This is a genomic window from Microbacterium sp. F1-18, assembly GCF_052921305.1.
The window spans coordinates 502,117-523,155 of record NZ_JBREVD010000003.1 but is presented as its reverse complement, the minus strand read 5'-3'; the positions used below and the strand labels follow the sequence as shown (position 1 = coordinate 523,155).

Below are 21,039 nucleotides of genomic sequence, written 5' to 3'. Positions count from 1 at the left end.
CGCCTGCGCTCAGCGGGCCAGTCGCGCCCCGAGTCCCAGCTTCACCGCGGGCCACTCGTGCGGGAGCACGGAGTACACGACGGTGTCGCGCAGCGTTCCGTGCGGCCCGAGCCGGTGGTTGCGGAGCACGCCGTCCTGCTTCGCGCCGAGCCGCTCGATCGCCGCGCGCGATTGGCGGTTGTGCCATGACGTGCGGAACTCCACCGCGATGGCGTCGCAGGCCTCGAACGCGTGGGCGAGCAGGAGGCGTTTCGCGGCGGTGTTTACGGCTGTGCGCTGCACGGCGGGCGAGAGCCAGGTGTGCCCGATCTCGACTCTGCGGTTGGGCTGGTCGATGTTGCAGAACGTCGTCATCCCCACCGCGATGTCGCCCCGCAGCACGGCGAACGGGTTCATGTGCCCCTCGTCGCGCCAGGCGAGTCGCTGCGTGATGTCCGCCGACACCGAGTCGGGAACCGAGGTGTACCAGGCGTACTCGAGTCCGACGGTGGCCCGCGTCAGGTCGTCGGCATGTTCGTACGCGAGCGGCACGAGCCGCACGTGGTCGTCGGCGAGCTCTACGGGTTCGGTCAGCAGCACTCCCGAAGCCTAGCGGCGCGGAATGCGCGACGCGTGGGCCGTGCGTGCCGGAACGCGTGCGTCAGCCGATGGTCGCGAGCAGCTCGCGGACGCCGGCCTCGAGAGCGGCGAGCCGGGATGCCGCGTCGGCGGGCGAGTCTCCGCGGACGTCGAGGTACAGCTTGAGCTTGGGCTCGGTGCCGCTCGGGCGTACGAGGATGCGGGCGTCGCCCTCGAGCCACAGTCGGAGGATGTCGCCGAGCGGCGGCCCCGTCACCGGAGCGGCGAGATCCTCGAACGACACGACTGCGGCATCGCCGATCCGCGTGGGCGGCGCCGCGCGGAGGGCGGCGGTGATGCGCCCGATGACCGCGAGGTCGTCGACGCGCACCGACACCTGTCCGCTGGCGAAGCTGCCGAACTCGGCGTCGAACTCGGCGAGCAGGTCGCCCAGCGCACGGCCCTGCTCTCGCGCCTCGGCGGCGAGGCCGAGGATCGCGATGGCGGCGGAGATGCCGTCCTTGTCCTTCACCGTCTCCGGATTGACGAGGTAGCCGAGCGCCTCCTCGAATCCGAAGACGAGCCCGGGGGCGCGTGAGATCCACTTGAACCCGGTCAGGGTGGCGTGGAAGTCGAGGCCGTAGCGCTCGGCGACGACCTGGAGCGCGGGGGAGGAGACGAGCGAGCAGGCGAGCGATGACCCTGGCGTCGTGCCACCCTCCGCGGCGCGACGCGCCGCGCGCCAGCCGAGCAGCAGACCGATCTGATTGCCCGTCAGCCGCCGCCAGCCGCCCTCCGCCGCGGCATCCGGAATCGCGACGGCGAGACGATCGGCGTCGGGGTCGTTGGCCAGGATGACCTCGGCGTCGTTCGCGCGCGCTGTCTCGAGCGCCAGGTCCATCGCGCCCGGCTCCTCGGGATTGGGGAAGGCGACGGTGGGGAACCGGCCGTCCGGCTCCGCTTGCTCGGCGACCTGAACGGGGTGGGGGTAGCCGGCGGCGTCGAGGATGCGCAGCATCGTCTCGGTCCCCACGCCGTGCATGGCGGTGTAAACCCAGCGCATCCCGTTCGCGCCGGCAGGAGCCGGGGCGACCGTCGCCGTCGCCGCGACGTAAGCCTCGACGACCGCGTCGTCGGCGGTCTCGTACCGCTCGGAGCGGGGGAGGACCGAGATGTCGCCCGCGTCGGCCACCCGCTGGATGTGCGCGGCGATCTCAGCGTCGGCGGGCGGCACGATCTGCGAGCCGTCGTCGGCGCCGCCAAGGTAGACCTTGTACCCGTTGTCGTCAGGCGGGTTGTGGCTCGCGGTGACCATGACGCCCGCGTCAGCGCCGAGGTGCCGCACCGCGAACGCCAGAACCGGCGTCGGGAGCAGACGGGGGAGCAGGATGGCCCGCAGGCCGGCGCCCGCGAAGATCTCGGCGGAGTCCTGTGCGAACCGTGCTGAGCCCCGGCGTCCGTCGTAACCGATGACGACGACGGGAGGGGCGTCCGAGCCCGCCTTCTCGAGGATGTACGCCGCCAGGCCCGCGGCGGCCTGCGTCACGAGAACGCGGTTCATGCGATTGCTTCCGGCGCCGAGCCGGCCGCGGAGTCCCGCGGTGCCGAAGGCCAGGCGGGTGCCGAAGCGGTCGACGAGGTCGGCTGCGGCGACGGCATCCCCCGCCTCAGCCGCCGCGATGACCGCAGCCAGCTCGTCCCGGGTCTCGGGGTCGGGATCCTGAGCGAGCCAGGCTCGCGCGGCGTCCCATGGCACCACCGGGGTCGTCGTCTCGACGCCCATGCCCATGACGGGCTCGTCCGCGGCGGTCACAGCGCCTCGATCACACGGGCGAGGAGCGCCGAGATCACCGGCTCGGCCTCGCGTCCGGCCTCGATCACCTCGGCGTGGCTGAGGGGGCTCTCCTGGATGCCGGCGGCGAGGTTGGTGATGAGGGAGAACCCGAGGATCTCCATGCCGGCCTCGCGCGCGGCGATGGCCTCGAGCGCCGTCGACATGCCCACGATGTCGCCGCCGAGCGTGCGAGCCATCCGGACCTCGGCCGGCGTCTCGTAGTGCGGGCCACGGAACTGCGTGTACACGCCCTCGTCGAGCGTCGGGTCGATCGAGCGGGCGATGTCGCGCAGCCGCGAGGAATACAGGTCGGTCAGGTCGACGAAGGTCGCGCCCTCGAGCGGCGAGTCGGCGGTGAGGTTCAGGTGGTCGCTGATCAGCACGGGCTGGCCGGGGCGCCACGTCGGCTTGATGCCGCCGGCGCCGTTGGTCAGCACCATGATCTTCGCGCCCGTGGCCGCGGCCGTGCGCACGCTGTGAACGACCCGGCGGACGCCGTGACCTTCGTAGTAGTGGGTGCGCGCGCCGATGACGAGGATGCGTTTGCCCTCCGGGGTCAGGATGCTGCGAAGCGTGCCGACGTGCCCCTCGAGCGCGGGCTTGCTGAATCCGGTGACGTCGGTGGCGGGAATGGTCGCCGTGGTCTCACCGATCAGCTCGGCCGCACGACCCCACCCGCTGCCGAGGGTGAGCGCGATGTCGTGGCGCTCGACGCCGCTGATACGGGCGATGTCGGCCGCGGCCTCGCGGGCCACATCGAGCGGGTCGACCGCGGGATCGTCGAGCGGGTGCACGGAGGAGTCAAGCATCCCCCCACTCTAAGACGCGCGACCGCTCCGACGCAGGCGTGCGCGATGGCCTCCGCGGCTGAGGAAGAATGGAGACCATGTCGCCTCTCAGCTTCGAGCGCACCCAAAGCGTCGCCGTCCTCGGTGGCGGCCCCGGCGGATACGAGGCGGCCCTCGCCGCCGCCCAGCAGGGCGCGGAGGTGACGCTGGTCGAACGCGCCGGCGTGGGCGGCTCCGCGGTCATCACCGACGTCGTCCCCTCGAAGTCGCTCATCGCCACGGCTGATGCGGCCGTCGCCATCAGCGGGGCATCCGATCTGGGGGTGCAGCTGTTCGCGCGGTCCGATTCCGGCACGCCGCTCAAGCCGGAGGTCGCGATCAACCTCGCGGCGGTCAACCGCCGACTGCTTTCCCTCGCTCGCCAGCAGTCCGACGACATGCGCGCGCAGCTCGTTGAGGCCGGCGTGCGCATCATCTCCGGTCACGGCCGCCTCGACGGCACGCACGCCCTCATCGCGGCGACCGGCCCCGGGGGCACGGACTTCGACCGCGTCGAAGCCGACACCCTGGTCGTCTCGGTGGGCGCCTCGCCGCGCGAGCTGCCGAGCGCGAAGCCCGACGGCGAACGCATCCTGACGTGGACGCAGCTCTACGACATGAAGTCCCTGCCCGAGCACCTCATCGTCGTGGGCTCCGGCGTCACCGGCGCGGAGTTCGCGTCGGCGTACATGAACCTCGGCGCGAAGGTCACGCTGATCTCCAGCCGCGACCAGGTGCTCCCGGGCGAAGACGTCGACGCGGCCGCCGTCATCGAGAAGGTCTTCAAGCGCGGCGGGATGACGGTGCTGTCGAAGTCCCGTGCCGAACGAGTGGAGCGCACCGAGAACGGCGTCGTCGCGACGCTCTCGGACGGTCGCACGGTCGAGGGGAGCCACTGCCTCATGGCGGTCGGCTCGATCCCCAACACCGCTGGCATCGGGCTCGAGGAGGCGGGCGTCCAGCTCACCGACTCCGGTCACATCCAGGTCAACCGCGTCGCGCGCACCTCCGTGCCGAACATCTACGCCGCCGGCGACTGCACCACCTTCGTGCCGCTCGCCTCGGTGGCCGCGATGCAGGGGCGCCAGGCCGTCTTCCACGCGCTCGGCGACACCGTCATCCCGCTCGATCGTCGCCGCATCACCGCGAACATCTTCACCGCTCCCGAGATCGCGACGGTGGGTCAGCAGCAGAAGGACGTCGAGTCGGGCCTCGTCAACGGCTACGTCCACAAGCTCCCGCTCGCCGCGAACCCGCGCGCGAAGATGATGGGCGTCAAGGACGGCTTCGTGAAGATCATCGCGCGTGAGGGCTCGGGCACCGTCATCGGCGGCGTCATCGTGGCCCCCCGTGCATCCGAGCTCATCTATCCGATCGCGATCGCCGTCGAGCGCCGTCTCACCGTCGACCAGGTCTCGCGCGTCTTCGCGGTGTACCCCTCGCTGACGGGCAGCATCACCGATGCCGCTCGCGCGATGCACCTCGTCCAGCGCGACGAGGATCCGCTGTCCTGAGCGGCGCCGACGTACCAACGTCGGAGAATCGCGCGAAGGTCGGAGCGGTACGAGCGAACGGTTCCGCTGTTCGCGACATTCTCCGACGTTCGCGCGGCGCAGGACGCGGGTAGGTCAGTCGACCTCGGCGTAGAACCGGGTCTCGGGGTCTGCGGCGACGTCGACGGTGACCGCGGTCGTCCGGCCGGCATCGGCGAGGTCGAGCCGGTGCGGCTGCTCGTCGCAGGCGATATCGGACTGCAGGGCACGCGAGCCGGTCGCGGTGGCTGCTTCGACGAAGACGGTCGCGGTGTGCCCGCCGAAGCAGCGCACCTCGACCGCGGCCACCGGGCTGGGGTCGCCGAGCGTCAGGGTGACGCCGGCGGCGGCATCGGTCCTGTCTCCGACGGGGCTCGTGTTCCCGCTCGCGATGCCGACCCCGAGGTCCGCATCCGCGCGTTCAGCGGCCACCGAGGCGAGCCACGCATCCGCCGCCGCGAGATCCACGGTGGTGGGAGCGCAGGCGCTCAACCCGAGCACGAGCCCCAACGAGCAGACGGTGATGACACGTGAACGATGCGGCATGGCCCCGCTCCCGTCACGAGATGGTGAGCAGGGGGTGGCCCGCGCCGACCGTGGTGCCCGGGGTCGCATCGATGGCGCCGACGACGCCGTCCTTGTGCGCCTGAATGGGCTGCTCCATCTTCATCGCCTCGAGCACGACCACGAGGTCGCCCTTGACGACCTGCTGACCGGCCTCGACCGCGACCTTGACGACGGTCGCCTGCATGGGCGACTTCACGGCGTCTCCGGATGCCGCGGCGCTCGCACTCGCGGCGTGGGAGCGGCGCGACGGGGGCACCTGAGCGGGGCGCCCCACGGCGACCGGCGGTGTGGCGACACGGTCGGGAAGGCTGACCTCGAGCCGCTTGCCCGAGACCTCGACGACCACGGTGTGGCGGCCGCTCGGCTGCGCGGGAGCCTCCGACTCGCCGTCCCATGCAGGGATGTCGTTGACGAACTCGGTCTCGATCCAGCGGGTGAAGACGCCGAACGTGCCGTCCTCCGCCGTGAAGGCGGGCTCGCGCACGACGCGGCGGTGGAACGGCAGGACCGTCGGCATGCCGGCGACCTCGAACTCGTCGAGCGCGCGTCGCGAGCGCTCGAGGGCTTCCTCGCGGGTGCGCCCGGTGACGATGATCTTGCCGAGCATCGAGTCGAACGCGCCCGAGACCGAGTCGCCCGCGGTCACGCCGGAGTCGAGACGGATGCCGGGGCCGCCGAACGTCTTGAAGACGTGGATGCGGCCGGGCTGGGGCAGGAAGTTGCGCCCGGGGTCCTCGCCGTTGATGCGGAACTCGATGGAGTGCCCGACGGGGGCCGGGTCGTCGTAGTCGAGCGTGCCGCCTTCGGCGATGCGGAACTGCTCGCGGACGAGGTCGATGCCGGTGACCTCTTCGGACACCGGGTGCTCGACCTGCAGTCGGGTGTTGACCTCGAGGAACGAGATCGTGCCGTCGGCGCCGATGAGGAACTCGCAGGTTCCCGCGCCGACGTAGCCGACCTCGCGCAGGATGGCCTTCGAGGCGGAGTAGAGGATGTCGTTCTGCTCGGCGGTGAGGAAGGGGGCGGGTGCCTCTTCGACGAGCTTCTGGTGGCGTCGCTGCAGCGAGCAGTCGCGCGTGGAGACGACGACGACGTTGCCGGCCGCGTCGGCGAGGCACTGGGTCTCGACGTGGCGCGGCTTGTCGAGGTACTTCTCGACGAAGCACTCGCCGCGACCGAACGACGCGATGGCCTCGCGGGTGGCCGACTCGAAGAGCTCGGCGACCTCGTCGAGCTCGCGCGCGACCTTGAGCCCCCGCCCGCCGCCGCCGTAGGCGGCTTTGATGGCGATCGGCAGACCGTACTCGTTCGCGAAGGCGATGACCTCGTCGGCGCCGCCCACCGGCCCCGGAGTGCCCGGGGCGAGGGGAGCGCCCACCTTCTCGGCCACGTGGCGCGCGGTCACCTTGTCGCCGAGAGCCTCGATGGCTTCGGGTGTCGGGCCGATCCAGGTGAGGCCGGCGCCGATGACGGCACGCGCGAACTCGGCGTTCTCGGCGAGGAAGCCGTAGCCGGGGTGCACGGCGTCGGCACCGGAGCGGCGGGCGACGGAGAGGATCTTCTCGATGGAGAGGTAGGTCTCGGCACTCGTGGATCCCTCGAGGGCGTACGCCTCGTCGGCGAGGCGAGCGTGGAGCGCATCGCGATCCTGGTCGGCGTAGACGGCGACCGACGCCTTCCCACTGTCTCGGGCGGCGCGCACGATTCGGACGGCGATCTCGCCGCGGTTCGCGATCAGGACCTTGGCGATCTCAGGCATGAATGCCAGCCTAGCGAGCCCAGGCGCTCCTCTTTTGGATCACTCGCACAAAGTGATCGACTGAACGTGGGCGGATGCCTACCAACGTGGCGTCTCGGTCACGACGCGCGGGGCGTGGTCCACAGGTCTGGCCAGGCCACATCGAGCTCGCCGACGAGGCGGCGCAGCGTCGACAGCGACATCCCCACCACGGTCGAGGGATCGCCCTCGACCCGCGTGATGAAGGCGCCGCCGAGACTGTCGACGGTGAAGGCGCCCGCGACCTGCAACGGCTCGCCGGTGGCGACGTAAGCCGCGATCTCGTCCGCGGAGATGTCGTCGGCGAAGGTCACCGCGGCCTCGGCGACCGCGTGAGCCTCACGCGGAGCGGCGCCCGGACGAACCCGGAACACGGAGTGACCGGAGTGGAGGATGCCGGTGCCCCCGCGCATCCGCTCCCACCGCTCGGTCGCGACCGTCGGGAGCAGGGGCTTGCCGAGCACCTCGCCGTCGAAGGCGAACATCGAGTCACCGCCGATGACGATGCCGTCGAACTCGGGCTCGTCGCGCAGGAGAGCCGCGACGACGTCGGCGGCCTTGCGCCGCGCGAGCAGCAGAACGTGCTCCTCGGGCGGCAGAACCCGGCCCTCCGCTGATTCGAGCGCGGCGACGACAGCCTCCTCGTCGACCTCGGGCGCACGTGTCGACGGTTCGATGCCGGCCTGTCGCAGCAGCATGAGTCGGGCGGGGGAGGTCGAGGCGAGGCACACGCGCATGCCGTTCACGCTACCCGTGGGCGCGTGTGTGCGAGCATCGTGGGATGCAGTCCGGCGACCTTCTCGATCTCGACGTCACCGACGTCGCCCATGGCGGCGTCTTCGTCGCCCGTCACGAGGGGCGCGTCGTGTTCGTCCCCGACGCGATCCCCGGAGAAAGGGTGCGGGCACGGCTGACCGACACCGCGAAGTCCTCGTTCTGGCGGGCCGAAGCTCTCGAGGTGCTCGAGGCGTCGCCGCACCGGAGGTCCCATGTCTGGGCGCCGGCCGACATCGGCACCGCACCGGAGAACCGGCCCGGCGGGGCGGACTTCGGCCACATCGAGCTCACGCACCAGCGCGAGCTCAAGCAGCGGGTCCTGCGCGACGCCCTGCAGCGCTTCGGCGGTGTCGACAGCGACGTCGTGGTGGCCGCCGCGGGTGCCGACGAGACCGCCGACGGCACCGGATGGCGCACGCGCGTCAGCCTCCACGTCGACGACGAGGGGCGCATCGGTCCTTTCGCGGCCCGATCGCATCGCGTCGTCGAGGTCGACGAGCTGCCCCTGGCGACGCCCGCGATCGCTGACGCGGTGTCGCGCGGCCGCTCGGCGGCTCCCGGTCGTCTCGACCTGGTGCAGCCCTCCGATGGGCGGGTGCGCGCGCTGCCGCGGCCCGAGACCCCCCGCCGTCGTGGTCGGGGCGGCCCCCGCCCGGTCGTGGACCCGGCTCTGCGCGAGACGGTGATCGAGCGGGTCGGCGACCGCGAGTTCCGGGTCGACGCGGGGGGCTTCTGGCAGGTCCACCGTCTCGCGCCGGCTGCTCTGCGGAACGCCGTGCACGAGGGGCTGCGCGCGGCAGGACGCGACGCGGTGGATCCCGAGGCGTGGCACCTCGATCTGTACGGCGGCGTGGGGCTGCTCGCGGCCGCCGTCGCGGAGCTCGGCGGCCCCGCCACCCGGATCACGAGCGTCGAGTCCGATCCGCGTGCCACCGACCATGCCGGTGAGAACCTCGCCGAGTGGGTCGGCGCGCGCGCGGAGACCGGTCGCGTCGACCGCTGGCTCGCCCAGACGGAGCAGGCGGCCTCGAGCGCCGAGCGTGCTCGGATGCGCGCCGGGGTCACGCTCCTCGATCCGCCGCGGGCGGGGGCCGGCCGCGAGGTCGTCGACTCGCTGCTGCGGTTGCGCCCCGCGACCCTCGTCTACGTCGCGTGCGATCCCGTCGCCCTCGCGCGCGACCTCGGCATGCTCCGCGCCGGGGGCTATGCGCCCGTGTCGCTGCAGGGGCTCGATCTGTTCCCCAACTCGCACCACGTCGAGGCGGTCGCGGTACTCACCGACGAGGGTCCGCTGTCCTAGGCTGAGCGCATGACACGGGTGGCACTCATCGACGATCACGAGTCGGTCCGACTCGGGCTCGCTGCCGCCTGTTCCCGCGCGTCCGTCGGCGACGTCGTCTTCACGGGCAGCACCGTCGCCGAGTACTTGCGCTGGCGCAAAGAGACCGGCGAGGCACCGGCGGATGTCGTCGTCCTCGACCTCATGCTCGGCGACGGCGCCACCGTCTCCGAGAACGTCGCGCAGCTCGTGTGGGACGGATCGCAGGTCATCATCCACAGCGTCGCCGACCGGCCGGCCGCCGTGCGCGAGGCGCTCGCCGCCGGAGCGCTCGGCGTCATCAGCAAATCAGCGCGCGCCGATGACGTCGTCGCGGCGATCCGGACGGTGGCGCGCGGCGAGCACCTCGACAACGTCGAGTGGGCCAGCGCCGTCGACGGCGACCGGGCGTTCGCCGACGCTCAGCTCTCCGCGCGCGAGCGCGACGTGCTGCGGCTCTATGCGGCGGGCCTTCCGCTGAAGGCCGTGGCCGAACGCCTGGGGATCGCCTATTCCACCGCGAAGGAGAACATCACCCGCGTGCGGGTGAAATACGTCGAGGTCGGCCGCCCCGCACCCACCAAGGTCGACCTCCTCCGCCGTGCGATGGAAGACGGTCTCGTCGCCGAAGCCTCCGATGTCCGCTGACCCCCCTGACACCGGAGTCCCCCGTCCCCGCCGGCCCGCGGAGTTCCGTGAAGCTCTGGCTCAGACGCAGCGGTTCACCCAGTCGCGCATCGACCGCATCCTGGGAATCGTCGTCGGCGCGGGAAGCTCGGTCATCGGCATCCAGGCGCTCGTGGGCGCGCTCAGCGCGCCGGCGGGAAACCCGACCTGGAACACGATTCTGCTGGTCGTCGTCCTCGGCTCGCTCCTGATGATGTGCATCTCCCTCCTCACCTCCCGGGGTGTCCGCGTCTTCGCGGGGATCTTCGCGGGCGTCTTCCCGATCGCGACGCTCCTCTGGCCGCTCGCAGCCGGAACCGGCACGACGGTCGACGAGCAACCCTGGCTGTGGTTCCTCATCAACGTCGGCACCGTCGCGGCCGTGTTCTGCATGCCGCTCGCGGGACAGATCGTCTGGGCGTTCCTGCTGCCGCTGCTCTACGGCACCATGCGGCTGACCTTGCTGCCACTCACGCCCGCCACCGTGCTCGATGTGGCGCTGGACTCCGCGTTCGCCATCATCCTCGCCAGTGTCCTGATCGTCGTGGGATGGATCCTCCGCTCTCTCGCCGCCAGCATCGACAGCGGGCGGGAGGGGGCCGTGCGCTCCTTCGCGCAGGCGGCGGCCGCCGACGCGGTGGAGAAGGAGCGGGTCGCTGTGGCAGCGCTCATGCACGACAGTGTGCTGGCGGCCCTCATCGCGGCCGAACGGGCCGAGACCGACCGGGAGCGCACCCTCGCGGTATCGATGGCTCGTGACGCCCTCACCCGTCTTGCGAACGTCGACCAGGAGGCGGGGGAGGGCCCGGACGCGCCGGTGTCGGCCCCCGCTCTCGGTGCCGAGCTCGAAGCGAGCGTGCGGAGGCTGCATCCGGCGACCGCCGTCACCCACGACATCGGCCCCGACGCCGTGGCGGTTCCGGGTCGCGTCGCGCGTGCGCTGCAGCTCGCGGCCGCGCAGGCCGTCACCAACTCGGTCGAACACGCCGCTGCGGCGAACCTGCGCGTCTCGTTCCGAGCCGACGCCACCGGGCTGGGCATCGCAGTGAGCGATGACGGTCCCGGTTTCGAGGCGTCTCGCGTCGCCGAAGACCGCCTCGGCATCCGCGCGTCGATCATCGCGCGCGTCGCCGCGGTGGCAGGAGTGGCCACGGTCGAATCCGGCGCGACCGGAACGACCGTGTCGATCAGCTGGCGGGAGCGCCCATGAACCGTTCGGTCCGTTGGGTGCTCTCAGCGCTCGGCGTCGCGTTCACCGCGTATCTCGCGGTGGGCGGCATGTTCTGGACCCGCCCCGTCGACGTGCCGGTCGTGCTGGTCCTCAACCTCGTGGTGTACCTCGCCGTCACCGGGCTGTGCATCTTCTGGCCCGCGCGGCCGATGGGCGTTCCGTCGCGGCCCGCCGCCGACGTCCCGGCGTTGAGCGCGGTGACGGCGGGGATGAGCCGCCCGGCGCCGCTGCCCCTGTGGATCGCGCTGCTCGCCTTCGCCGTGACGATCGTGATCCCGTCCGCCACGTGGTGGGCCGCAGGCGAGGCCGGGCGGCTGCAGCCCTTCGCAACCTGGAGCCTCGGCGGTCTCGGGGCGCTGATGGCGATCCTCGTCGTCCGGCGGCGGTCGATCGTGGCCTGGTCGGGGATCGCGATGCTGTTCCTGCAGTCGGTCATCTGGATCGGTCCCGAGCCGACTCTGTCGCTCGGCGCCGTCGGTTCCGCCCTCTGGGTGGGCGGTGCGCAGATCATCGTGCTGCTGATCGACCGAGCCGCCGTCGAGACCGCGCAACTGACGGCCCTTCAACGCGAGGCGTCCGAGTGGCTCGCGACGCAGGAAGGGCGCCGGCGGGAGAGACGCGTTCGCGTCCAGCGAGCGCTCGCCGTCGCGGGCCCGGTGCTCTCGCGGACCATCAAAGCCGATGGCGACCTCGACGATGACGAACGGCTCCAAGCCCGGCTCGCCGAGGGACGTTTGCGTGATGAGCTGCGCGGGCCCCGCCTGCTGGACGATGCGGTGAGACGCGTCCTCGAGGACGTCCGACGCTCGGGCTCTCACGTCACCTTCCTCGACGAGGGCGGGCTCGATGGGCTCGATGAACGCGAACTCGCCGCCATTCGAGCCGAGCTCGCCGACGTGCTCGACGGCGTGCGGTCGGAGCGCCTCTACATCCGCACGTCGACGCATCCCGATACGGCGGTCACGGTGGTCGGCCGATCACGTCACGACGACGGTTCCGACGAGACGGTCGACCTCTGGCGCGAGATCGCGCGGCCTCGCCCGCGCCTCTGATGCCGACGGGGTGCTGGGGGCGAGGGGCGGCGAAGCCGCCCGCCCCTCGCCATGCGAGTGGTTACCCGAAAACCGACTCGCAGCAGTCACCGGCACGAGGCTCAGGTGACCGAACGCAGTAGCGTTCCAGCAGATCCAGTCTGTGGCAATGTGCCAGATCTGTCTGTAGGTATTTCGGGGGACAAAATCGCTCGGGAGCGAACCGCCCCGAGCGAGCCGTCAGCCGGTGAACCTGCCCCAGCCGAAACCGCGGCGCAGCGGGGTCCGCAGCGCGCGCGCCGAGCGACGCCACGCCGATTCGGGCGTCGGCTCCGGGGCGACGGCCTCGGCCGCCTCCTGGGCGTACGACTCGCTCACGACGGCGATGAGCGCGGCGAGCTCTTCGGGCGTCGGGTTGCCGCGGCGCACGTCGATGCGGAGGGGCCGCTCCTCGCGCGCCGCCTCGTCACGAGCGTCATCCGGCCCGGTCACAGCGGGATGTTCCCGTGCTTCTTCGCGGGCAGCTCGGCCCGCTTGCCGCGCAGCGCGCGCAGCGACTTGGCGATGTACACGCGGGTCTGCGCGGGCTCGATGATGCCGTCGAGCTCGCCGCGTTCGGCTGCGAGGAACGGGGAAGCCACGTTGTAGGTGTACTCGGATGCCAGGCGCGATCGGACGGCGGCGACATCCTCGCCCGCCTCTTCGGCGCGCTTGATCTCACCGCGGTAGAGGATGTTCACCGCACCCTGCCCGCCCATCACGGCGATCTCCGCCGTGGGCCAGGCCACGTTGACGTCGGCGCCCAGCTGCTTCGACCCCATCACGATGTACGCGCCGCCGTAGGCCTTGCGCAAGATCACCGTGACGAGGGGGACCGTCGCCTCGGCGTAGGCATAGAGCAGCTTGGCGCCGCGGCGGATGACGCCGGTCCACTCCTGGTCGGTGCCGGGGAGGTAGCCCGGGACGTCGACGAGAGTGACGATCGGCACCGAGAAGGCGTCGCAGAAGCGCACGAACCGGCTCGCCTTCTCGCCGGCGTCGATGTTCAGCGTGCCCGCCATCTGCGAGGGCTGGTTGGCGATGATGCCGACGGTGCGGCCTTCCACCCGGCCGAAGCCGACGACGATGTTCGGCGCGAACAGCGGCTGCACCTCGAGGAAGTCGCCCTCGTCGACGATGCCGGCGATCACCTGGTGGATGTCGTAGGGCTGGTTCGGGGAGTCGGGGATGACGGTGTTCAGGGTGCGGTCGTCGTCGGTGGTCTCCCACTCGAAACCGGTCTCGTAGACCGGGGCGTCCGACATGTTGTTGTCGGGCAGGAAGCTCAGGAGCGAGCGCGCGTAGTCGATCGCGTCGTCCTCGTCCTCGGCGAGGTAGTGCGCGACACCCGAACGCGTGTTGTGGGTGTGGGCGCCACCGAGCTCCTCCATGCCGACGTCCTCGCCCGTCACCGTCTTGATGACATCGGGGCCGGTGACGAACATCTGGCTCGTCTTGTCGACCATGATCACGAAGTCGGTGAGGGCGGGGGAGTACACCGCGCCGCCGGCGGCCGGGCCCATGATGAGCGAGATCTGCGGGATGACGCCGGATGCGGCGGTGTTCAGGCGGAAGATCTCGCCGTACTTGCCGAGCGCCACGACGCCCTCCTGGATGCGGGCGCCGCCGGAGTCGAGGATGCCGATGATCGGCATCCCGCCGCGGAGGGCGAGCTCCATGACCTTGATGATCTTCTCGCCTGCCGACTCGCCGAGCGAGCCGCCGAACGTGGTGAAGTCCTGCGAGTAGACCGCGACCGTGCGTCCGTGGATCGTGCCCACCCCGGAGACGACGGAATCGCCGTACGGGCGGGAGCGGTCCATGCCGAACGCGGTGGTGCGATGCCGCACGTACTCGTCGAGCTCGACGAACGACCCCGGATCGACGAGCATCTCGATACGCTCGCGCGCGGTGAGCTTGCCCTTCTTGTGCTGCTTCTCGCGTGCCGTGTTCTCGGCGTCGACGACGGCCGACTGGTAGCGCGCGCGGAGGTCGGCGATCTTGCCGGCGGTCGTGGACAGGTCGGGCTGGTCGGTCACGCGTTCCACCCTATCCAGCGCTGCCCCGCAGCCGTTGGAGCACGCCCACAACGACGGCGGTGATCACCTGTGGAAACCCTCGGACGCAACCCCTCGCCTCGCGCCGATCCGGCATCGTAGGGTGACGCCATGACGATCCCCGAGAACGGCTATCCCCGTGCGGCCGCGGTATCGCCCCGCCTGCACGTCGTGGAGCACACCGATTCGACCAACGCCCACTTCCGTCGCGACGTCGAGGCCGATCCCGATGCCCACCCGCATCTCTCCGTCGTCGTGACGACCGACCAGCGCGCCGGGAGGGGCCGGCTCGATCGCAGCTGGACCGCTCCGGCCGGCACCGCCCTCGCGATCTCGGTGCTGCTGCGCGTCGGGGCCGTGCCGGTCCGCTTGCGCGGCTGGATCCCGCTCGTCGCCGGTCTCGCGATGAGCGACGCGGTCGCCGCCCAGCTGCACGGTCGGCGCGTGGGCGTCAAATGGCCGAACGACGTGCTGGTCGACGGCCGGAAGATCAGCGGCATCCTCGCCGAAGTCCTCCCGGGTGAGGCGGGGGACGTGATCCTCGGTGCCGGAGTCAACACGACCATGGCCGAGGTCGATCTGCCGGTCGCGACCGCGACGTCGTTCACCGCGCTGGGTGCCTCGGCCGACGAGGATCGGCTGCTGGCGGACTTCCTCTCCGGTCTGCGCGACCACATCGCCCACCTCGCGGTGTCGGGCGCAGACGACGCGCTGCGCGAGCGCGTCGCGGCGGCGTGCGTCACGATCGGCGAGGACGTCGTCGTCTCGCTGCCCGGCGGCGAGACGTTGACGGGAACGGCGGAGCGCCTCGACGAGGATGGGCGTCTGGTCGTGCGGACAGGGTCGGTCGAAAGCGTCGTCGGCGCCGGTGACGTCGTTCACGTCCGCGGAGTCGGCTGAGGCCTCGCGGCATCCGGGCGTGCCGTCGTCGCGTTGTCGTACCGGCGGGTCATGATGGTGCTGTGACACAGCCCGCAGCCTCGTTCGGCCGACCCGTCGCGCCCGCGCTCGGTGCCGCCGCGCCCGAGCTGCGCGTCGCCCGGCTGCGCCCGCACGCCGGGCCGCTGTTGTGGCCTGCGCTTCTGCTCATCGTCGTCGCGGGTGTCACGGGGTACTTCACCGACAACCTCCCCGCGCCGTTCACGGATGTCATGCTCTGGTCGGCCGCGGGGCTGGTGGTCGTGCTGCTCGTCGTGCTGCCGTTCCTGCGCTGGCTCGCGCATTCGTACACGATCACGACGCGCCGGGTCATCGAGACCTCGGGACTCATCGTGCGTCGCCGGTCCGAGCTCAGCCACATCCGCGGCTACGGCATCGATGAGTCGCGCGGCCCGCTGCAGCGACTGAACGGCACGGGAACCCTGACGCTCTCGAACGGCGTCGACCCCTCGATGCGGCTGCGCAGCATCCCGGCTGTCGCGCTCGTCCACGAGGTGCTCGCGGACCAGGTCGAGGTCAGCCAGATCCTCGCGCATCGCGACTCGCACAGCATGCCGGTCATCGGTTCCGAATCCTGAGCCCGTCCGAGTCCGATCGCACGTGCGGTCGCGTGGCCCGCTGTGCGCGATGATGGATCCGAAACCGGAGGAGGCGCCATGTCGTTGCGAGTAGGAATCGTCGGCGGAGGACAGCTGGCCCGCATGATGATCGCGCCGGCCGTCGAGCTGGGAATCGACGTGCGGGTGCTGGCCGAGGAGCCCGGGATGTCCGCCGCCATCGCGGCGACGTCGACGGGTGACTATCGCGACCTCGAGACGGTCCGGTCATTCGCCCGCGACGTCGACGTCATCACCTTCGACCACGAGCACGTGCCGCAGGACGTTCTGCGTGCCCTCGTCGACGAGGGCGTGGCCGTGCACCCCGGCCCCGACGCGCTCTTCTACGCGCAGGACAAGCTGCGTATGCGCGCTCGCCTCGCCGAGCTCGACATGCCGCAGCCCGAGTGGGCCGCGATCTCGGATGCCGCCGGTCTGCAGGCGTTCCTCGACGACAACGGCGGGCGTGCTGTCGTGAAGACCCCGCGCGGCGGTTACGACGGCAAAGGCGTGCGCGTCGTGCGCGCCGCCGAGGAGGCGGCCGACTGGCTCGACGCGCTCGAACCCGGCGGACAGCTCCTCGTCGAAGAGCTCGTGGAGTTCACGCGCGAGCTCGCTCAGCAGGTCGCACGCCGGCCCTCGGGGGCGTGGCGTTCGTACCCCGTGGTGGAGACCGTGCAGCGCGACGGCGTGTGCGCCGAGGTCATCGCTCCGGCGCCGCGGGCGGGCCGGCGCCTGGTCGAGGTCGCCGAGAGCATCGGCGTCTCGATCGCGGAGGGGCTGGGTGTGACGGGCATGCTCGCCGTCGAGCTCTTCGAGACGGCAGACGACCGTCTGCTCGTCAACGAGCTCGCGATGCGGCCGCACAACAGCGGTCACTGGAGCCAGGACGGCGCCGTGACCGGACAGTTCGAGCAGCACCTGCGCGCAGTGCTCGACCTTCCGCTCGGCGACACGTCGCCGCGCGCGCCGTGGTCGGTCATGATCAACATCCTGGGCGGCCCCGTCTCCGACTCGCTCGCCGCGCGCATCCCCGCCGCTCTCGAGGCCCACCCGGGCGCGAAGGTGCACACGTACGGCAAGGCGCCGCGGCCGGGACGCAAGGTCGGTCACGTGAACCTCTCGGGCGACGACCTCGACGCCGTCGTGGGCGACGCCCGCGTGGTGGCCGCGCACTTCGACGACTGAGCATCACCGGGTACCGCGCCGCTCCGGGGATTCCTCAGGTGGCCCGCCTAACCTGGGTCGGTGACATCCTCGCCGCTGCATTCGTCGGACGCTCCGCTGGTCGGAGTCGTCATGGGTTCGGACTCCGATTGGCGCGTCATGAGCGACGCATCGCAGGCACTGACCGACCTGGGCATCGCGCACGAGGTCGAGGTCGTCTCGGCCCACCGCACGCCCGACAAGCTGCTGCGTTACGGCCGTGAGGCACGCGGGCGCGGGCTGCGCGTCATCATCGCGGGAGCCGGAGGAGCAGCGCACCTCCCGGGCATGCTCGCATCGCTGACGCCCCTCCCTGTCGTGGGGGTTCCCGTCCAGCTCGCAACCCTCGACGGGCTCGACTCCCTGTTGAGCATCGTGCAGATGCCCGGCGGCATCCCCGTCGCCACCGTCTCGATCAACGGAGCGAAGAACGCCGGCCTCCTCGCCGCGCGCATCATCGGGGCCGCTGATCCGGCGCTCGCCGACCGGCTCGAGGAGTACGCGCGCGGGCTCGAGCAGCAGGTCGAAGAGAAGAACCGCCGCCTGAAGGAATCCCTGTGAGCGTCGGCGCACCGCCGCGAAGCTCCGCCCGGCCGCGTTCCTCGAGCCTGATCGAGGAGCGTCCCCTCCGGCATCCCGATACGTCGTCGCCCGAGGTGATGGGACGACGCGGCTGGTGGCTCGTCGTGCTCAACTTCGTGCTGCCCGGGTCGGCCCAGGTACTCGCGGGCAACCGGCGCCTCGGGCGTTTCGGTCTCGCGGCCACGATCACCATGTGGGTCCTCGCACTGCTGACCGTGCTGACCGGGCTGCTCTGGCGCCCCCTCCTGCTGTCGCTGGCGACCAACTGGTTCGTCCTCCTGATCGTCCAGGCGGTCATCGCGTTCTATGCGGTGCTGTGGATCGTGCTCACCATCGACACGCTGCGCCTGGTGAAGCTCGTCCGCGCCGGCACGGTCGCCCGCATCGGCGTGCCGCTCCTCGCGATCCTCCTCGCCGTCGCATCGACGTCCGCGGCAGCCTGGACCTTCGACCGGGTCAACTCGGTGCGCGAGACCCTCAGCACCGTCTTCGGGGCGAGCGGACCCAGCGTTCCGCCGTCGGACGGGTACTACAACGTCCTCCTGCTCGGCGCCGACAGCGGTGAGGGGCGCGACTCGATGCGGTTCGACTCGATCTCCGTCGTCTCGGTCAACGCCGAGACGGGGGCGACGACGATCACCGGTGTGCCGCGCGACATGGGGCATTTCCCGTTCGCGCCGGGACCGATGCACGACCTATACCCCGACGTCCACGAGGGCCGTGTCGATCCGAACTGCGGGTGGAGCAGCGGCATCAACCAGCTGCAGACCGAGGTCGAGATCTGTCGCGATGGCGACGCGATGTACCCCGACGCCCGAGGCGACGGGTCGTCGCCGGGCGTCGAGGCGACCAAGGACGCCGTCGAGGGAATCCTGGGCATCACCATCCCGTACTACGTCTTCATCGACATGAAGGGCTTCGCCGACCTCGTCGATGCCCTCGGCGGTGTCGACATCAACGTCGTCGAGCGCCTGCCCAAGGGCGGCGGCCCGCGCTACGAGGGCCAGAGCGCCGAGGACTGGGCCGAGGGGTGGATCGAGGCCGGACAGCAGCACATGGACGGCGACACCGCCCAGTGGTACGCCCGCTCGCGCTACACGACGAGCGACTTCGACCGGATGCGCCGCCAGCGCGAGCTGCAGCAGGCGATCCTCGCCCAGATGACGCCGCAGAACGTGCTCGATCGGTTCACCGAGATCGCCGACGCCGGGCAGGTACTCGTGCAGACCGACATCCCCGCCGACCTCCTGCCGTTCCTCGCCGACATCGCGATGAAGGCCAAGGAGCAGCCGGTCACCACGATCGAGCTGACTCCCGAGAACGGCATCGAGGAGGCCGACCCCGATTGGGCTCTCGTCCGGCAGATGGTGCAGGATGCGCTCCACCCGCAGACCCCGACCCCGGCGCCGGAGGGCTGAGCGATGGCCACCGTCCTCCGTGTCGTCCTCGACCAACTGACCGACGTCGTCGACGCCGACTCCGCCGAGGCATCCCTCGAGGTGGCGCGCGCGCTCATCGAGACCGCGCCGGCGCGATGCGAGGTAGCCGCCGTCGTCCCGTCGGATGCCGTGGATGCCGCCTCCGCGCTCAGCGGTGTCGCCCAGACCATCCGGGCGCCGTTCCCTCGAACGGGCCTGCTGGCCTCGTGGCCGATGGGCATCTCGGGAGGCGTCGCGGGCGGTCTCTTACACGCCCCCACGTTGCTGGCCCCGCTCGTCAAGCACGATCGAGCGCACGACAACGAGCAGACCGTGGTCACCGTCTGGGACCTCGCCGTCTGGGACACGCCCGCACTGTTCCCCCGGGCGACGCTGCTCGCCCATCGAGCGCTGCTCAAGCGCGCTGAGAAGCATGCGGATGCCGTCGTGGTCCCCGCGCACGCCACCGCGCACCGTCTCGCCGAGATCGCGCCCAAGCTCAGTGGCCGGATCCGGGTCATCCCCGGCGCCGCGCCCGGGGACTTCCGCGTCCCGACCGACGCGGTCGGGCGGCGGCGCGAGCTGGGCGTGCCCGATCGTGTGGCCGTCGTCGCCGGCGGCACCGAGGAGCAGCTGCGCGCCGTGCTGGCCTCGATCGCGGGGGAGCAGACCTCCAGCGTCGTCGTGTTCGACGAGCCGGCCGAAGTGGCGAGCGCGATCGCCGGGGCCGGGATCGACCGCGACCGCGTCATCGTTCCCGGCCGGCTCGATGCCGCCGACCGAGCTGCCGTCCTCGACGCGGCCGTGCTGCTGATCGCGCTCTCCGACGGGTCGGGGTTCCCCTGGCGCGCGGTCGAGGCGATGGTGCTGGGCGTTCCCGTCGTCGCGTGCGACTCACCCGTGCATCACGAGGTGCTGCTCGACGGCGCGCGCGTCGCGCCGTTCGACGAGCTGCGGGATGCTGCGGGAGAGGTGTTGTCGTCGCCGGACGAGCTGCACCGGTGGGCTGTGCGCGCCGGCGACCGCGGCCGAGCGTTCTCGTGGCGCGATCACGCAGAGCGCGTGTGGGCGCTCCACGCCGAGCTGTGAGCTGTCGGTAGATCTTCCCTCCTAGGGTGGACACATGCCCGCACGCGTAGGAGTCGTCATCCGCACGGCCGACCGGCCCGAGTTCCTCGCTCGGGCCCTCGCCGACGTCGCCGCCCAGACCTTCGGCGACCGACGGATCGTCGTGGTCAACGACGGCAGCGACCGGACCGCCGTCGACGCCGTGGTGTCGGCGTCCGCCGCCGTCGACACCGTGACGGTCCTCGACTCGCGGGCCCCGGGCGGCCGATGCGCCGCGGCGAACACCGGCGTGGAGGCTCTCGACACCGAGTTCGTCGTCATCCACGACGATGACGACCTCTGGGCTCCGGAGTTCCTCGAGCGCACCGTCGCTTTTCTCGACGACCACCCGAACGACTCCGGGGTCGGCGTCGCGACCGCGATCGTCTACGAGCAGAAGCGCGCGGGGCGGTGGGTCGAGACGGGACGCGTGCCGTTCTGGGCCGATCTGACGGCGCTGCGCTTCATCGATCTGCTCGAGGTCAACCGCGCTGTCCCCATCTCGTTGCTCTACCGTCGCGCGCTTCACGAACAGGTCGGTCCCTACGACGAGTCGCTCGAAGCCGTCGAGGACTGGGAGTTCTACCTCCGCGTCCTTGCTGTGGGGACGCTCGGCTTCATCGGGGGAGAGCCGCTGGCCTTCTGGACTCAGCGTCCGGGGGCGTCGGGTGCCGAGGGGAACAGTATGTTCGCGTTGGAGCATCTCCACGACCGTGACGACATGATCGTGCGCGACCGTGAGCTCCGCTCCTGGGTGGCGGAGAACGGTGCCGGCCTGCCGCTCTACCTGGGAGCCATGGAACGTCGCATCGTCGCGGAGCTGCGGAGCGAGGTCGAGTCGTTGCGGCGCGAACAGCGAGATCAGCGGGCTGTCATCCGAGCCGAGATCGATGCGCACCAGCCGATCTGGTCGCGGCTACGTCGCCTGCGCCGCCGGATGTCGCGCTGAGCGCCGCCGTAACGGACGGATGACGAAT

The 21,039-nt window shown here is 71.2% G+C and carries 20 protein-coding genes; 12 read left to right on the top strand and 8 right to left on the bottom strand.

The window, feature by feature from the left end; translation table 11 throughout:
- Window positions 1-9: 9 nt before the first annotated feature.
- The 3 genes from ACU6RU_RS11175 to ACU6RU_RS11165 form a co-directional block, all read right to left on the bottom strand.
- Window positions 10-579, bottom strand: coding sequence for a GNAT family N-acetyltransferase (locus ACU6RU_RS11175; RefSeq protein ID WP_120264669.1), 570 nt, complete (start codon window positions 577-579; stop codon window positions 10-12).
- A gap of 61 nt (window positions 580-640) precedes the next feature.
- On the bottom strand, window positions 641-2,341 hold the full coding sequence (locus ACU6RU_RS11170; protein ID WP_446726639.1) for a phospho-sugar mutase: 1,701 nt from the start codon (window positions 2,339-2,341) through the stop codon (window positions 641-643).
- Window positions 2,342-2,367: 26 nt separating this feature from the next.
- Window positions 2,368-3,201, bottom strand: a complete 834-nt coding sequence (locus ACU6RU_RS11165; protein ID WP_120264670.1) for a purine-nucleoside phosphorylase — start codon at window positions 3,199-3,201, stop codon at window positions 2,368-2,370.
- A gap of 68 nt (window positions 3,202-3,269) precedes the next feature.
- Between ACU6RU_RS11165 and ACU6RU_RS11160 the strand changes: the two genes are divergently transcribed.
- Window positions 3,270-4,733, top strand: a complete 1,464-nt coding sequence (locus ACU6RU_RS11160; protein WP_120264671.1) for an NAD(P)H-quinone dehydrogenase — start codon at window positions 3,270-3,272, stop codon at window positions 4,731-4,733.
- Window positions 4,734-4,847: 114 nt separating this feature from the next.
- Here the strand turns inward: ACU6RU_RS11160 and ACU6RU_RS11155 are convergent, their stop codons facing one another.
- The 3 genes from ACU6RU_RS11155 to ACU6RU_RS11145 all read right to left on the bottom strand — a co-directional run bounded on the left by ACU6RU_RS11155 (window position 4,848) and on the right by ACU6RU_RS11145 (window position 7,832).
- Window positions 4,848-5,297, bottom strand: a complete 450-nt coding sequence (locus tag ACU6RU_RS11155; protein WP_289330056.1) for a hypothetical protein — start codon at window positions 5,295-5,297, stop codon at window positions 4,848-4,850.
- 13 nt (window positions 5,298-5,310) lie between these two features.
- On the bottom strand, window positions 5,311-7,077 hold the full coding sequence (locus tag ACU6RU_RS11150; RefSeq protein ID WP_120264673.1) for an acetyl/propionyl/methylcrotonyl-CoA carboxylase subunit alpha: 1,767 nt from the start codon (window positions 7,075-7,077) through the stop codon (window positions 5,311-5,313).
- Between the two features lie 98 nt (window positions 7,078-7,175).
- Window positions 7,176-7,832: a Maf family protein gene (locus ACU6RU_RS11145; RefSeq protein WP_289330055.1), complete on the bottom strand. Its 657-nt coding sequence runs from the start codon at window positions 7,830-7,832 to the stop codon at window positions 7,176-7,178.
- A gap of 44 nt (window positions 7,833-7,876) precedes the next feature.
- On the opposite strand from ACU6RU_RS11145, the gene ACU6RU_RS11140 reads away from it, so the two are divergent.
- From ACU6RU_RS11140 to ACU6RU_RS11125, 4 genes are read left to right on the top strand one after another with little or no spacing between them, the layout of a single operon-like run.
- Window positions 7,877-9,172, top strand: coding sequence for a class I SAM-dependent RNA methyltransferase (locus ACU6RU_RS11140; RefSeq protein WP_289330054.1), 1,296 nt, complete (start codon window positions 7,877-7,879; stop codon window positions 9,170-9,172).
- A gap of 9 nt (window positions 9,173-9,181) precedes the next feature.
- The gene (locus tag ACU6RU_RS11135) at window positions 9,182-9,838 is read left to right on the top strand and encodes a response regulator transcription factor (RefSeq protein WP_289330053.1); all 657 of its coding nucleotides are present in this window, start codon (window positions 9,182-9,184) and stop codon (window positions 9,836-9,838) included.
- Window positions 9,828-11,066, top strand: a complete 1,239-nt coding sequence (locus ACU6RU_RS11130; protein WP_259455368.1) for an ATP-binding protein — start codon at window positions 9,828-9,830, stop codon at window positions 11,064-11,066. Before ACU6RU_RS11135 ends, ACU6RU_RS11130 begins: the two co-directional genes overlap by 11 nt.
- Window positions 11,063-12,139: a hypothetical protein gene (locus ACU6RU_RS11125; protein ID WP_289330052.1), complete on the top strand. Its 1,077-nt coding sequence runs from the start codon at window positions 11,063-11,065 to the stop codon at window positions 12,137-12,139. The genes ACU6RU_RS11130 and ACU6RU_RS11125 overlap by 4 nt, the downstream gene beginning before the upstream one ends.
- Before the next feature lie 219 nt (window positions 12,140-12,358).
- Here the strand turns inward: ACU6RU_RS11125 and ACU6RU_RS11120 are convergent, their stop codons facing one another.
- Together ACU6RU_RS11120 and ACU6RU_RS11115 are read right to left on the bottom strand one after the other, a co-directional pair.
- The gene (locus tag ACU6RU_RS11120; RefSeq protein WP_120264677.1) at window positions 12,359-12,610 is read right to left on the bottom strand and encodes an acyl-CoA carboxylase subunit epsilon; all 252 of its coding nucleotides are present in this window, start codon (window positions 12,608-12,610) and stop codon (window positions 12,359-12,361) included.
- Window positions 12,607-14,196, bottom strand: a complete 1,590-nt coding sequence (locus ACU6RU_RS11115; protein ID WP_183045392.1) for an acyl-CoA carboxylase subunit beta — start codon at window positions 14,194-14,196, stop codon at window positions 12,607-12,609. Before ACU6RU_RS11115 ends, ACU6RU_RS11120 begins: the two co-directional genes overlap by 4 nt.
- A gap of 129 nt (window positions 14,197-14,325) precedes the next feature.
- On the opposite strand from ACU6RU_RS11115, the gene ACU6RU_RS11110 reads away from it, so the two are divergent.
- The 7 genes from ACU6RU_RS11110 (at window position 14,326) to ACU6RU_RS11080 (ending at window position 21,011) form a co-directional block, all read left to right on the top strand.
- A complete protein-coding gene (locus tag ACU6RU_RS11110) occupies window positions 14,326-15,114 on the top strand; it encodes a biotin--[acetyl-CoA-carboxylase] ligase (protein ID WP_289330051.1) in 789 nt (262 codons plus the stop codon).
- A gap of 62 nt (window positions 15,115-15,176) precedes the next feature.
- The gene (locus tag ACU6RU_RS11105; RefSeq protein WP_289330050.1) at window positions 15,177-15,731 is read left to right on the top strand and encodes a PH domain-containing protein; all 555 of its coding nucleotides are present in this window, start codon (window positions 15,177-15,179) and stop codon (window positions 15,729-15,731) included.
- Between the two features lie 78 nt (window positions 15,732-15,809).
- Window positions 15,810-16,937, top strand: coding sequence for a 5-(carboxyamino)imidazole ribonucleotide synthase (locus ACU6RU_RS11100; protein WP_289330049.1), 1,128 nt, complete (start codon window positions 15,810-15,812; stop codon window positions 16,935-16,937).
- 111 nt (window positions 16,938-17,048) lie between these two features.
- Entirely contained in the window at window positions 17,049-17,516 is a 468-nt protein-coding gene (purE, locus tag ACU6RU_RS11095; RefSeq protein ID WP_120265158.1) for a 5-(carboxyamino)imidazole ribonucleotide mutase, read from the top strand.
- Window positions 17,513-18,955, top strand: a complete 1,443-nt coding sequence (locus ACU6RU_RS11090; protein ID WP_289330048.1) for an LCP family protein — start codon at window positions 17,513-17,515, stop codon at window positions 18,953-18,955. Before purE ends, ACU6RU_RS11090 begins: the two co-directional genes overlap by 4 nt.
- A 3-nt stretch (window positions 18,956-18,958) precedes the next feature.
- Entirely contained in the window at window positions 18,959-20,044 is a 1,086-nt protein-coding gene (locus ACU6RU_RS11085; protein WP_289330047.1) for a glycosyltransferase, read from the top strand.
- Window positions 20,045-20,078: 34 nt separating this feature from the next.
- Window positions 20,079-21,011 (top strand): glycosyltransferase family 2 protein, encoded by a 933-nt coding sequence (locus ACU6RU_RS11080; RefSeq protein WP_289330046.1) that lies wholly within the window; start codon window positions 20,079-20,081, stop codon window positions 21,009-21,011.
- Window positions 21,012-21,039: the final 28 nt, after the last annotated feature.